The sequence below is a fragment of the Ruthenibacterium intestinale genome (assembly GCF_040096265.1).
Lineage (GTDB): Bacteria > Bacillota > Clostridia > Oscillospirales > Ruminococcaceae > Ruthenibacterium > Ruthenibacterium komagatae.
This window is the reverse complement of the sequence record NZ_JBBMFA010000111.1, coordinates 95,779-109,900: the sequence shown is the minus strand read 5'-3', so window position 1 is coordinate 109,900 and position 14,122 is coordinate 95,779. Positions and strand designations below refer to the sequence as shown.

General features: G+C 49.2%; 12 protein-coding genes and 1 CRISPR repeat array. Of the genes, 1 reads left to right on the top strand and 11 read right to left on the bottom strand.

Features of this window, described 5'->3' with window-relative positions; all coding sequences use genetic code 11:
* Positions 1-8: 8 nt before the first annotated feature.
* Together WMO24_RS14370 and WMO24_RS14365 are read right to left on the bottom strand one after the other, a co-directional pair.
* Positions 9-1,364, bottom strand: coding sequence for an APC family permease (locus WMO24_RS14370; protein WP_349217054.1), 1,356 nt, complete (start codon positions 1,362-1,364; stop codon positions 9-11).
* Positions 1,365-1,765: 401 nt separating this feature from the next.
* Positions 1,766-2,782 carry a LacI family DNA-binding transcriptional regulator gene (locus tag WMO24_RS14365; protein ID WP_349217053.1) on the bottom strand — a complete coding sequence of 339 codons (1,017 nt, stop codon included), beginning with the start codon at positions 2,780-2,782 and terminating at the stop codon, positions 1,766-1,768.
* A 360-nt stretch (positions 2,783-3,142) separates the two neighbouring features.
* Between WMO24_RS14365 and WMO24_RS14360 the strand changes: the two genes are divergently transcribed.
* Positions 3,143-4,030 (top strand): IS30 family transposase, encoded by an 888-nt coding sequence (locus WMO24_RS14360; RefSeq protein WP_435414131.1) that lies wholly within the window; start codon positions 3,143-3,145, stop codon positions 4,028-4,030.
* A gap of 758 nt (positions 4,031-4,788) precedes the next feature.
* Here WMO24_RS14360 and deoC read toward each other — a convergent pair.
* The 9 genes from deoC to cas9 form a co-directional block, all read right to left on the bottom strand.
* Positions 4,789-5,493, bottom strand: a complete 705-nt coding sequence (gene deoC, locus WMO24_RS14355; RefSeq protein ID WP_349217051.1) for a deoxyribose-phosphate aldolase — start codon at positions 5,491-5,493, stop codon at positions 4,789-4,791.
* Positions 5,494-5,707: 214 nt separating this feature from the next.
* Positions 5,708-5,998: a hypothetical protein gene (locus WMO24_RS14350; RefSeq protein ID WP_349217050.1), complete on the bottom strand. Its 291-nt coding sequence runs from the start codon at positions 5,996-5,998 to the stop codon at positions 5,708-5,710.
* A gap of 234 nt (positions 5,999-6,232) precedes the next feature.
* A complete protein-coding gene (locus WMO24_RS14345; protein WP_349217049.1) occupies positions 6,233-6,406 on the bottom strand; it encodes a hypothetical protein in 174 nt (57 codons plus the stop codon).
* On the bottom strand, positions 6,406-6,558 hold the full coding sequence (locus WMO24_RS14340; RefSeq protein ID WP_349217048.1) for a hypothetical protein: 153 nt from the start codon (positions 6,556-6,558) through the stop codon (positions 6,406-6,408). The genes WMO24_RS14345 and WMO24_RS14340 overlap by 1 nt, the downstream gene beginning before the upstream one ends.
* A gap of 74 nt (positions 6,559-6,632) precedes the next feature.
* Positions 6,633-6,755 carry a hypothetical protein gene (locus WMO24_RS14335; protein ID WP_349217047.1) on the bottom strand — a complete coding sequence of 41 codons (123 nt, stop codon included), beginning with the start codon at positions 6,753-6,755 and terminating at the stop codon, positions 6,633-6,635.
* Positions 6,756-7,350: 595 nt separating this feature from the next.
* Positions 7,351-7,980: a CRISPR direct-repeat array (repeat unit 36 nt; unit sequence GTTTGACTACCATCTAAAACAACACGACTCTCAAAC).
* Between the two features lie 68 nt (positions 7,981-8,048).
* Complete coding sequence (gene csn2, locus WMO24_RS14330) at positions 8,049-8,741, bottom strand: type II-A CRISPR-associated protein Csn2 (RefSeq protein ID WP_349217046.1); 693 nt, start codon at positions 8,739-8,741, stop codon at positions 8,049-8,051.
* Positions 8,738-9,058, bottom strand: a complete 321-nt coding sequence (cas2, locus tag WMO24_RS14325; protein ID WP_349217044.1) for a CRISPR-associated endonuclease Cas2 — start codon at positions 9,056-9,058, stop codon at positions 8,738-8,740. Before cas2 ends, csn2 begins: the two co-directional genes overlap by 4 nt.
* Positions 9,048-9,923 carry a type II CRISPR-associated endonuclease Cas1 gene (cas1, locus tag WMO24_RS14320; protein ID WP_349217043.1) on the bottom strand — a complete coding sequence of 292 codons (876 nt, stop codon included), beginning with the start codon at positions 9,921-9,923 and terminating at the stop codon, positions 9,048-9,050. Before cas1 ends, cas2 begins: the two co-directional genes overlap by 11 nt.
* Positions 9,920-13,960, bottom strand: a complete 4,041-nt coding sequence (gene cas9 / locus WMO24_RS14315; RefSeq protein WP_349217042.1) for a type II CRISPR RNA-guided endonuclease Cas9 — start codon at positions 13,958-13,960, stop codon at positions 9,920-9,922. Before cas9 ends, cas1 begins: the two co-directional genes overlap by 4 nt.
* Between the last annotated feature and the right edge of the window lie 162 nt (positions 13,961-14,122).

The window sequence follows — 14,122 nt, the reverse complement described above, 5'->3', positions numbered from 1 at the left end:
TAAAAAGATCAGTGCACGTCTTCGTCTGCTGCAGCTTCTCCCGATTTCACAATCGACTGGGGATATTTATAACGCATGTACGCGTATACCGGCAATCCAAGCAGCAGGAACAGGAAGCCCCACATGACGGATTCATAGCCCGTTCCATAAATGGCATACAGAAGGTATACGAACGCAAGCAGCGGAAGCGCACATTTTTTGATGTAACGCCAAGGAGTGACCTTGCCGCCCATATCCCGCAGTAACATGATATCCGAAAGCACCGTGGCAATGAAGCAGATGATGGTCGACATGGTCGAGACCAGGATGATGAACAGATAGGCGCCTGCCAGGCCTTTCGTATAGTTGGCAATGATCAGCAGGCTGCCGAAGATTCCTTCAATGATGAGCGCAGTGATGGGGGTGTTGTATTTGGGATGCAGTTTTGCAAAGATCGGCGGGAAGATCTTCTGTTCGCCCATACCGTAAGAGAACTGCGCCGCAGCAAGCAGGGTGCCGCTTGCGCAACCGTAAATGGAGAACATAATGAAGATCGACATGACATAGCTCCACACATTGCTTCCCGTGCAATACTGAAGAATTTCGGAGAAGGGAGCACTTGTGCCAGCCAGCATTTCCTGATCCATGACCCCATACGCTATAAAGATGACCAGCACATAGACAATCGTAACAAACAGGATGGACAAAATGGTACCACGTTTGATGTTTTTCTCCGGATCTTTGACAACACCTGCAGATTGTGCGATGGTGTCAAAGCCCATGAAACACCACATGGTGACGGCAAGTCCAGCGGGAATGGTGGCAAACTGACTTGCGCCGTCTTGCACCATAGCAGGATTCACGGTGGTCAAATTGGCAAAATCGAATTTGGTCGCCGCAATCAGCACGAACAGAATGATGGGGATGACCTTTACCACGGTGGTAATGATATTGAACGCACTGGCGCTCTTGACACCACGAATGTTGATGAGAACGATGAACCAATAAAGGATCAGGCACACAATCAGCGCCGCCACATTATTGACCAGCAGAACCGGGAAAAATACGCCCAGGTAAGCCACCATGCCGACTACCAGACCCGCGATGGAGCTGGGGCCCGCAAACCAGTTGTACCAACCTACCAAGAACGCCGCAAAACTCCCTTCGGCCTTTTTCACGTACACAATGGTGCCGCCGCTCAACGGCATTTTTTGCGAAAGATTCGCAAAACTAAACGCGACGATGATACAGCCAAATGCAGACACTACAAATGCAATCAGAGACGCCAAAGGCGTGCTTGCCGCAGCAAGGTTCTGCGGAATAAAGAACAGACCAGAACCAATGGTATTTCCAACTCCCATTGCAATGACGCCCAACAAACCCATTTGACGCTGCAAAGACTGTTTCTTTTCGGCAGGAGAAATTACATGATTATCCAACTCTTAACGCCTCTCTTTCCTTTCTGTGTGAACAACGTTTTGATGCAAATCTTCAAACGCTTCGGCTTCCACCTCCATCCTTGGGTCCATTTATGCAAAGAAAAATGATCATACTGTTATGAAAAGCAACGCTGTTTTACCAAAAAGAGGAACCGGTTCCTTTTTTTGGTAAAATTATGAGCGCAAAATATTCTTTTGCACTTTCAAATATGCAGTTCCCATACATTAAATATAAATATGATGCAAACAAATATAAAAAGCGGCTCAGTTATTGGAACCGGTTCCTCTTTTTGAGGAAAGAAATGCCCCGTTTTGCCTCAGGGGCATCGGCTTTGTATTGAAAACGCTCACTCGCTCCAACGTTCTGAACCGCGCAGCATCAAGCTTGCGGAAATGATATGTTCTCTGCGGGGCAAGTCGGGTTGAGCGATCCGGTCCATGAGCATATGCATTGCCATTCGTCCCATATTGATTGTGTCACGCTCTACATAGCTGAATCCAATGTTCAAAATGTCAAAAGCATCTACATAATCAAATCCAATACAACATATATCCTTTCCGAGTCTCATTTTAACCTCGAAAATCGCCTTTATGAACCCCAGCGAAGTGAGGTTGTTGCTCAAAAAAACTGCCTGTGGCATGTTGCCGGAAGCGATCATCTGTCGCGTAAGTTCGTAGGCCTTTTGGGTTGTAAAATCGCCTTCATAGATGTACGCCGGATCCACAGAAAGCCCGGAATCATAAATGGCCTGCTTAAATCCTCGAAAGCGCTCCCGGCCATGGAACTGGCTCAAATCGCCCGTGATGATGCCGATTTTTTTATGACCGGCCTGGATCAGCGCTTCCGTAGCCTGATAGGCGCCTCCAAAATTGTCATAATAAATTCCATCCCATTGGGGATTTTGCACTTTGCGGTCCAACAACAGAATCGGAACGTTCAATCGGTCCAAGGCGGTTTTCAACCTGCGGGCCTCTTTGGGTGAACCATAATCCGCTGTAGGCGTGAGAATCAAGCCACGGACCCGCTGTTCCTGTAACATCCGCAAAGCCTTTTGTTCCTTGCTCTGGTTGTTTTCGGTGTTGCAAAAAATCATTGTCAAGTTATTTTTATCCACCACTTCACTGATTCCGCGCAACACCTCTCCGAAAAAAGTATTATCCGCTTCCGGAATCACCACACCGATGGTCCTGGACTCCTGCTTTGACAAACTTCTCGCCATCGCCGAGGGTAGATAATTGGTTTCTGCAATTACTTGTTCAATTTTTTTTCGTGTCTCTATTCCTACGTAACCGGAATTGTTTAGAACGCGGGACACCGTGGATTTTGCCACACCCGCCCGATCCGCAATATCTTTGATTGTCAAAATCTTCTCACGCTCACTTCAAATATGGAAACGGTTCCTTGTTGTCAGTATAATCTATTTTTTAATCTGTTGTCAATAAATTTTAGTGCATAATTTACACTTTTCGCTATTATACAATTTATAAATCCGGTTTTTGCACAATATTACAAGATTATACATCCCGTTCCTCTAGGATGTCTCAAGAACTAGTCGACATCTGAAAAGAAACTTAGGTCCTGATAGGATCAGTATCCGCGTTTAAAATAGCGCGTTCCGGTTTCAAAATCAATTGTGCCACAGCCTTCCAAAACGCAAAGGAGTTCATACAAAACCCTGGCAGAATAGAGTTATCATACGACTAAATCACAGGGTGGGAACTATATGAACTATCATCATCTTACCATAGAAGAACGCAGTTGTATACGGAAATATTATGCGGACGGATTGAGTTACCGGGAGATAGCCCGACTGATCGGGAGAAACGTGAGTACAGTATCGCGAGAGATACGGAGGAATTGCACCCACATGTATGACATCCCGACCTACTACCCACACACAGCACAGAAGAAGTATCTGCTGCGGCGTTCCTACTGCCACCGAGGAATGTTCCATTCCCAGGAGATTATCGACTACATAGTGGGAAAACTGCGTGCGACGTGGTCGCCGGAGCAAATCGCCTGTACTCCTTGTGAATTGAAGATGCCCAGCTGGCGGACGATCTACCGCTGGATTTACGAGAAGTACCTGGTAAACGGTAATCTGAAGGTGCTTCGCCGCAAGGGAAAGAGCCATGGAGTGAAAGAAACATGGGGAAAGTACAGCAAAGGAAAGTCCATCCGCAAGCGGGACAAGTCGGTGTACATCCGCCAGGAAGCTGGACACTGGGAAGCGGATACAGTGGTGAGCGGCCAAGGCAAGAGCAAGGCCTGCTTTGCCACCCTGGCGGAACGAAAGACCCGGTTTTACATTGCGGTGAAAATGCTGGACCGACGAGCAGAGACCATGGAGAACACCATTGTCGCTGCACTGTCCGTGTTTCCTCCTCAGCTGGTCAAGACCATTACCTGTAACCGAGGCACAGAGTTTGCCAACTGGCGCCTTATTGAAGAGCGATTGCATTGTGCTGTCTATTTTGCCGACCCGTATTGCGCCTGGCAGAAAGGCACCAATGAGAATCTGAACGGACTGCTTCGGGAGTTTTATTCCAAGGGCAGAAATCTTTCCCGCGTTGCCCCCGCCACATTAAAAACGAAACCTGGCGTTGATTAACGCCAGGCCTCGCAAGATTCTTAACTTCCATTCTGCCCAGGAATTATGGGACTTCGAGCTCAATTCCCACTGCACTTAGTTTGACAATTCACTCAAACAATCAGCAAAGGAAGAAGGCTAAACGCTACCACTCCGGTTTTCCCCAAAGAGACCACAGGGTCTTATACGGGCACGCGGCGATTGTTCTCCTGCCACGTGGAAACGCCTCATCAGATCGCTTGCGCCGCGGGTGACCCTGACGAAGTCGGTTTTCTCCGTGCTCATGTGATCGGTATGACGCATATATTGTCCCGGCCGACCTCGCAGACATAAGCGAATGCATTCTTCCGAGGCGTTGACGAGGAAGCCATCCGTGCCGATTGAGCGACTCCCTGCACAGCGTGATGCCACGCTGCTCCGTCAAATCCGCGAGCACACGCACGTTTGCGATGCTGCACTGCCACGCTCCTTTTGTCTGCTAACCATGTACAGTTTGCTGTTCATAGCCGTCACACCCAGCTCTTTGAGCACTAACGGTGGCTAGCGCTAAAACGCAAATGTATTCTCTACGACGGTCGAAACGGCCGATGAAATATTCTCGCCAGGACGCGTCCCATAACTGCCAGTCAATCCAATGCCGCTGCGCCCGTCCGCTTCTTGCAGTCTGGCAATCTATTTGGAACACATCCCGTGCAGAAAATTTCGAGGATATCGAAACTGCGTTTTGTAATTTTTCTACATACGGAACGTAGCCGTCTCCCCATAAATCCCGTACTTCATCACTGTTTTTCTCGGGTGTTCTGCATAGATTTGAAGCCCTCGACGATCTCAATGCCGCGGCTCGTGCCGATGCGGCTTGCGCCTGCTTCGATCATCGCCAGCGCCTGTTCGGCGGTGCGGATGCCGCCCGCGGCCTTGATGAGTAGCTTATCCCCGACGCACGATTTCATCAGACGCACATCGTCAACGGTCGCGCCGTGGGTGCCGAAACCAGTGGATGTCTTGATGAACACCGGCTTCACACGCAGCGCCACCTCGCACAGCTTTTTTTTCTCATCGTCTGTCAGGTAGCAGTTTTCAAAAATCACCTTGCTCGTGATGCCCCTCTCGCGGCAGGCCTCCACGATCCGGCGCATCTCCTCCTCGACGTAGTCCCAATTGCCGCTTTTAAGCTCGACGAGGTTCACCACATAATCGACCTCGCCCGCGCCCTTTTCGATAACGTCGATCGTCTCGAACACCTTCGTCTCGATGGTGCACTGTCCTAGCGGAAAACTCACCGCCGCGTCACACAGTACGCCTGTGCCCTCGAGGATCTTTTTGCAAAACGGCACTGGTGCGTTGTTGATTGCAACGGTTTTGAAATGGTATTTTGCGGCGCCCTCGCAGTGCTTGCGCAACTGCTCCAGCGTGGCGTCCGGTTTGAGCAACGTCTGGTCAATCATTCCGGCCAACGTCTCCGCGGTCAGCTCATTCACATTCATCACGTTTCCCTCCTGTAATTCATTTCCATTTTGCAAGGCCGCTGTAGGTATCCAGCAGCGCATGATGGCTCTGATCGAACGACTGTTTGAGCTCGCTGTATTTTTGTGATTCCCCCAGTTGGGCTCCGCCACGTCGTCGATGCGGATAAAGCGGTCAATCGCAGTGAAATCGTGCAGCACATCCGCTCCGACGCCCGCACCGATTGACGCACCCTCATCCAGCCAATTGAGTCTCTTGCCTGTGCGCCGCAGATATCCGCCAGCGCATGGCGGGCCAGGTCGCCCTTGGCAAGTCACCGATTACATTCAACACGGTGAGATCCGTCTCTGCACGGAACACCTCCATGATGATGTACAAATTTATCAGAATTCCTCCGATACACGCCCAGAGCATATCCCCGCGCGCCTCGCTGTTCCAGCGGGGGCTACGCTCACCCATAATGTACGGCAAAAACAGCAGCCCGTTTGCACCCGGGGGCGAGGCGGCGATCTCCTTGTCCTTCATGTGATAAGCGCTGCCGCCGGTCTTCTCCGCGATGCGCTCCAGATCGCGGCACAGCGTTTCTTCATGAGCTTAAACGAGTTTCCCACGACCTATATCGTACCACTGCGAGAATATTTGCCCAGGATCATGTGCGCCCATTTGTACGTGCGCAGCTGCGGGTCGAAGATGGTCGCGTCGCCGGTGAAGACCACCTATGACGACGACCCAAGCAAGATCGTTGAGCGTGTCGTTGCTTCAGACGCTGCCCACGCCCACCGCCGCACATACGCCGTCGCCGCCAATCACGATGGGCGTGCCTGACGCAAGGCCGCACTTCGCAGCCACCGCGCCCGCCACATGCGTGAACAGATACAACTTCGCGAGAAGCGACGTACCGATACGTGCACGTCCAGAATTCGCTGCGACCACTACAGACGGTTCAGGTCGAGGCAATTCGTTCCGGACGCGTCCGAATAGTCCGTCACAAATTCCCCTGTCAGACGGAACAGAATGTCGTCCTTTGCTAAAATCTTATCGAGACGCACCATCTCCTCTTCGCTGATTCCCACTCGGTGCAGCACAGGCTTTTTTCCAGCTGTTCCACGCTAGACGCGCCGCCGATGATGGATGCTGCCTCGAACTTCTGTCGCAGCCGTTAAAGATGTCCCATTTCCTCCGCGAGCGCCTTGATTTTGTGCGCCGCGCCGCCATAGACATGAAACGCTTTACCGACCAGCTTGGGGTTTGTATCGCGGATATCGTGAGAGGAAAAGCCCACCACATTGTCTCCTATGTTTTCTCCAATAAAACGTTCGCATTCAGCCAGCGCATCTGATAGAGCCCCATGTATTTAGTCAGATTATTAAATAAGGTTGTCCATTGTCTCGTAGATGGTGCGAACGGAATTGCTCTCACTCGCATCGCCCCAGTCGCCGCACATGTTCCGGCATCCGGTTCCGAGCACAAAACTCTCTCTGAATTTTAAAAATCTTTTTAAGCTATATATTTCTATCTTCTTTTCTTCGCAAAATCACGTATTCTTCTCTGGCGTTTTTGTGGTATCGGTTCCACATTTTTGCCCAAAACCCTATCACACAAACGTTAAAAATATTATTATCTATATATAACTATATAACATCTATAACATCTTTTATTCAAAATGTCAATTGTTTTAATTTTTTCTATTTTATTGGGATTTTAATGACTGCTGCGGGATCATTCAGGCTTTTATCCATCACCCCGTCTACAAACTATAAATTACGTTTTACCGTTGAATATAGCACATTGCCCCGATGACAGTCAACATTATAGACAATTTGATTAAATAACAATATTTCCCAAAAATCTTCAGAGTTTCCATTATTGGCAGATAGGGTTCACTACCATCTAAAACAACACGACTCTCAAACCCTGCAATTTCCTTTGACAGCACCGGCCAAGTTTGACCACCATCTAAAACAACACGACTCTCAAACCGCCGGAACGGGATCAAAAAGCTGGTATGGGTTTGACTACCATCTAAAACAACACGACTCTCAAACTATTGGTCCAGTCTTACCCACTCGGAAAAAGTTTGACTACCATCTAAAACAACACGACTCTCAAACCACACCAGAACGAGTACGCCCAGTGATAGGGTTTGACTACCATCTAAAACAACACGACTCTCAAACTACTTCCTACAGCAGCGAACACATTGCAAAGTTTGACTACCATCTAAAACAACACGACTCTCAAACCATATCATCCGTCTGCGCAAGAATAGCTTCGTTTGACTACCATCTAAAACAACACGACTCTCAAACTGCAGCGTGGGCGGCGGCACCCACACCAAAGTTTGACTACCATCTAAAACAACACGACTCTCAAACCATAGTTGATCGGACAACTTTAATAGAAGAGTTTGACTACCATCTAAAACAACACGACTCTCAAACAACAGTAATGTACTTCGGAACAGAGAATTCGTTTGACTACCATCTAAAACAACACGACTCTCAAACCTCAAATTGAAAGAAACGCCACGACACCGCGCTGTGTGTTTCAGATAGATTGACCTACCATTTATAGTTTATAACAATGATGCATTTGAATCAAGACGCAGTTCACAGAGTCCAGCGTCCAACAGGCAGATTTCTTCTTGCGGCAGCGGAGCTGTCAGCCGCTGTTCCATCAACAGAATCTTCCACTTTTGATAGGCGGCCATCCGGTACAGTTCACAGAGCTCTTTCTCTGAAAAAAATGCGTGAGCCTCCACCAGAACGAAACACTGGTTTTTCATCAGTCCCTGATACAGTTCAATGTACTGCATCAGGCGTTCCAGCGGATGCGCCCCATCCAGAACCGGTTGGCAGCGCAGCGCTTTCAGCAGCGGCAGCACATATTCGCCTTCGGAAAAACTGACCGGATACTCCACTGCGCCGACCAGCATTTGCAGATACTCTTCAATGCTCTGCTGCAATATATGGGTGGATGTCGCCAGTTCTTCCTGTACGGTCCACTGCAGCCGTGCCTGAAAACGGTTTTGCAGCTTTCGGTCATCCAATGAAAGGCACATAAGATCCCGCAGTACATGTACATGCTCCGCACAATCCAGTGTCTCATAGTCAAGCGACAGAACAAAATCCCCCTCTTCCCCTTGGGCCTGCTCGCTGAGCATGAACACCATGCTTCGGAAGGTTTCCGGTGCTTCAATCACCCAAACCGGAACACGGCCTTCTTTCCAATGCAGCGGGGATGAAAGCAGCGGGTGTGCCAATCTCATAGAATCACCAACCGTTCTTCATCATCAATAATTTCCGTATGATATTCTCCCAGAACAAACTCCATGCGGGAAAACTGCTTTTCTGTGACCAAAAGCATCTGCACCAGCCCTTTGTGCGGCCTGCGGCTGCGCACGCCGTCCATGATACTTCGTGCCGCTGTGGGGTTCAAGGCTAGCTTGCAATATACAGATTCCTGCATCATTAAAAAACCGTCTTTCACCAGCGCCCGACGAAAGCGGGCATATTCGCGCCGTTCCGCTTTGGTCTCCACCGGCAAATCAAAAAACACCAGCACTCGCATAAATCTACCATTCATACTCGATCCATTTAATTTCTGCCATATCTCCGCTTTCCAGCGCCCGGAACAGCCCTGCGCAATACAACCGGATTGCGTACAGAAGATACTGACGCTTACCGTTGTACTGCACTTCACGGTTCAGCAGCCGTACCAAAGCGATTTTTTCTTCCCGCCCCAACTCTTGCGGGCATAGTTCCAGCACTGTTCCATCCACCAACGGCCGCAGGGGTTCAACAAAGTCGCATCCCAAATTGAACGGATTAAATGTATTTTCATGGGCGATTCCCAGCTGATTGAGATATCCCGCAGCGGAAATCTCACGGTTGATTGCCGACAGCAGCAAACTGTACCCATAATTCAATGCCGCATTGACCGGATCACTTCCGGAGCGGGTGAACTCTGCGCCAAACAACGCGTTAAAATAGACTTTTGCCGCATGTCCCTCGCGATTTGTGATATCGTCCCACTGAAGTTGTTCTATATATACGGTGAGTATGTCTGCCTGCGGCAAGCCGCGGCAGCGCAGATGATCCCGCTGCCGCCGCAGCTTTTCCCTCACGATTTCCGTCCATACTTGCTGACACACCGTCCGTTCCCAGCCAATTTGACGGCGAATACGAGCACTGCTGTCGTGGCTGCCATTGACGGGAACCAGTTCGGCACACGGATTTCGGTCATGGTCGCAAAAGATCACTTTAATTTTGCGCCGCATCAGTTCGCACAACAAATAGGCCGTAAGGGAGACCGCTGTGCTTTCCACCATCAGCACGCCGATCTCGCTGAGGTGAATGCGCTTCACTTCATCAAGCGTACGCACTACAAGATAGTCCAGTTTATAATCCAGCTTTGCGTTGCTTGCCACCATCACGACCCGCCAACTCACTGCGCAACCTCCGCCAACAAATCGATTTGCTTTTCAAAAACGCCTGTCACGGACTGATGGATCAGCTTCAACTCGTGGCCCTGGTAGTTGTCCAGATTTTTGGAGAGCAGAAGTATCCCGATACCCGCTTTCCCGTTTAACAATTTTAAATCCGCACTAGCCGCGTTGTCGGCAAACAGGTTCAGCAGCTGCATCAGAATGCGGCACTGATCCGGAACGGTGAGCGTCCCGAATTTTTCCTGCTGTTCGCGCACTGTACTGGCTGCGGTCTCCAGCCGGATACGGTACAGGCGATTCTCCAATTTTTCCAACAGCAGCTGATAGAACTGAACATTCTGCTCCGCTGTCAAACCGTCATACCGGGTAATCGGCAAGTCTGCTTTTGCGCTTTTGCAGCGCTCCAGATATTTTGCAATGTTTTTGACATATTGGTGCCAAACATCATCCACCACCAATGGATTTGCATTTTTAAAACTGATTTGATTGTTAGTGCGTCCGGAAACATGCATGCGGAAACCATCAAAAGACAGCAGTGAATCAATGCGCACCTTGTTCAGCAGGATCACCGGCTGCTGTAAATCTAAAATTTCCCGACAATAGCGCTGCGCATCCTGTTCATACAACCCCTGATGAAGCAGGAAGACGGTTTCCAGAGAACGAACTCGTTTTTTCTTTTTAGTATGTTCTACAAGAATAAAATACGCACCGGTAAGTTTATTGTATCCGCCGTACTTCTCAACAGCCATTCGAGGATCAGACGATTTGATAGAAGTCTGACCTTGTTTTTTGGGGACAATCAGCTGATCGAACAGGCCACCGCCCACCTCCGATGTACGGCGTGTGAGCAGAATATTGTTTTTCGCCATCGTGCGGCGCACAACCGCAATGCTGCCAGCCTCCCCGGCGATCCATGCACGTTCACCACCGCGCTCCACATCAAAATCAAACATCCGGTTCAGGCTGTAACGTGCATCTTTCTGACGGATAAAATTGGCCGGGGTGCGCGTGAATTTAACGTGATAGACGTTTCCTGCTACGATATTCAAGTAGGCGTCCTTCGCATGATGGAACACATTGATTTCACGACATTTTACAAACAGCGGGTCCTGTATCGTATGAATACCCTTGCACTGACCGGCCTGCATTCTATCTCCATCAGCTGTCAGGCGCTGATCGTGCCGGAACGAGGAAACATTCCCCGCTTTTACATACACTATTTCTGTATTCTTCCCGAATTTACGCTGCAGCAGCTCCGCCACGATCTTGCTTGACTGGCGCGTTTCCACCAGTTGCCGCGCAATAAAGCTCGCCTGTTCCTCCGCTGTGAAGCCGGTTGCGCGGGTAAGCCGGTCAAATTTCTCCTTGCTGATCAGTTCCTTTTTTCTCAGCTGCGCCCACAATGGTATCATCTGCTTACGAATCTCAGCGGCAATGGGATATGTATCTGATTTTGCCGCATTCAGCTGACGTTTCACCAGCACGCGATTGCGCAGACTGTCATCCTTTGTTTTGCTTTGCGGGTAGATGTGATCAATGTCATAATCGGAATCCAGTCGCTCCAAATCAATCGCTTCGCCGCTGTACATACACCGCCCCAGCTGCGTGTAATACAGGTACAGCTTGTCGCGCCGCAGCTCTCCCTCCGTCTGGCTCTGAAGCTGCTGGAACAGTTCTCCGCTCTCTTCCCCGCACTTTCTATACAAAGTCTCCAGTTGCGCTTTCCGAGAAACTGTGCGCACGCCCTTTTCGCCATCTTCGCGCGCCATTTCCACAAAAATGCGCTTCGGCGGCGCTTTCATGATTTTTTCGATCTCACCTGCAATTTCAATCACCTGGTGGATAGCACGTTTGATTCCCGGCGAGGCGTAACTTTCGTCAAGATAGTTCTGCAATGTCATCTCACTGCCGGAAAATTTATCTCTGCGATACGCCTCTACCGCTTGCGCAAACGTGTATTTTCCGCTGAGCAATTCCATCAAATTATCATTGGTACGCCACAGCATGTCCAGAATCGAAAACGCTTCTCCGGTAGTCTTGTCCACATGAAAAATCTTTGTCAGGAATGCGTTTGAGAGTCTGCCCCATCCGCTTGCGCGAAAAGCCAGTGCTTTTCTCTCCTCCTCCGCTGAGAGCATCGTTCCATATGTTTTGTGCAACCAGCTGCGCAGCAATTTCCGGTCTTCTCCGAACAGTGTAATATGTCGGATGATTTCTTCCGCCGCCTCGAATCCTCCCGGACGCTGCAGCAGCCAATCGTAATGTTTCCACGGGGCAAGCGTTGCTTTGATCTCATTGTCGAAACCGCCCAGACGGTCTTCCTTCCCCAGTTGCAAGGCATTGCGCAGTTTCGTCTGCGTCACCTTTTTCCCTGTAAGAAACAGTTCTTTATAAAGCATCTGCTTTTGCTGCACGGAAATCTCTTTTCCGTTTATCGTAAGATTGTTGAGCTCATTCAGCACCATAAATTTTGTGTACAAAAGAGAATCTTTCGGTAAAACATCTTCTCCGAGATAGCTGCACTTGGCGGTCATACGCGTAATAAAATTGTGACGGCATTGTTCCAGATCCACCACCCGCTCAAAATTCCACGGATAGATCTTCTCGTTGCTGCGCACAATCCAGCTGTTTGGGGACCGGCTGTCCAGAGGGCCAACATAATACGGGACGCGAAAGCAGAACATCTGATGGATACGCTGTGCCAAAGTCAGTCCGGTCTCATCCGCCTGCTGTAAAAAAGGCAAATACTTTTGCGCGTTTTCCAGAATCCTCACCAGTTCCATCTCGTGAAGCTGATGAGGAATGATACCGTTGTTTTTGCTTGTCGGTCTCGGCAAAAACGTTCCGCATTCCAGTTCTTCCAATATCTCGTCTATCTGCGGGACAGAATCCCGCAGCGAATGGAGCTTTCCCGTCAGGTATTTACGGAATTGATCATAATCGCAGCGGTAATTTGCAGCTCCTTTTCCGGCATAGGCGGGATAATTATCCAGCTTTTTTCCGGCAGTATGAAATATCTCTCTGTAGAGTTTCGAATCTGCATGCTCTTTCAGCACCATTTTCAGTCTCTTCAGGTCTGATTCATGTTTTTGATATGTCTTTACCTTTGCAAAGGAGAGATATTTTTCTCCGTCCAGCATCGTCTCCAGTCGCGACCAGTCATAAATTTCCTTGACAGCCAGAATCAATTCGATGCAGTCACCCAAACGTTCCACAAGCTTTTCTTCATAGAGATCAAATTCATCTTCCAGACTGATCTTGTCGATTTCATCGTTCGCGGTTCCTTCTCCGTACAAGCTGTTCAATGAAACCTTTGCACCTGTCAGCAGTTCTATCACTGCATAGGAGCATCCATCTTTTTTCTCCACATGAAATTGCTGTGCAAGCTGTTTTTTACGTCGCGCCTTATTCAAAGTGCGAGACAGCAGGATATCCTGTAGCTCCTGTTCATTCTCGCACAAAAACTGTTGCTCGCACACCTGTTCCACTGCTCGGGTCAGACGCTCCAATCCGGCATGCAGTGTAATTGTTTCCAAAGAAACGTCCCCATACAGGAAATGGCCACGATTTTTGAAAATGTGGTGAAGCGCAAGGTATATAAGGCGCACGTCAAAGGCATCGTCTGATTCAAGCAGTGCTTTACGCAGATGATAGATGGTTGGGTACTGGCGATGATAGTCTTTGTCACAATAATTTTTGTCCGCAAAAAGCGTGTATCTCCCCAGAGGCAAATCTGCCTGCTTGTCTTCTTCCAGAAACTTACTTTCCCGCAAGCGCTGAAAAAACGCTGGGTCCACTTTGGCGATTTCCTGCGAAAACGCTTCCTGCAGCCATTGAAGCCTGGCCCGGCGGCGTTCGATACGGCGTCTGGCAACGCGATATCCGCGTCGCTCCTGTGCAGTCTTTGCACTCTCGAACAAACGCACACCCCAGAGTGTTTTTCCATATCTTTTTTCCAGCCGATATTGAGAATCCGTCACAGCCCACCCGACTGATTCCGTACCGATGTCCAGCCCCAAATAATATGATTTTTCCTCCATTTCATTTTCCTCCTCAAACAGATTGACATCCGTGTCTGTGCGGTATAAAATGAAATTGTCTTAAGACTACCATCTAAGACAACACGACAGGTTCAAATACGGCATTGCCAAAAATACCGGTATATCCGGACTCACAGTGTGTGAAATGAAAAGCTCGCCTAT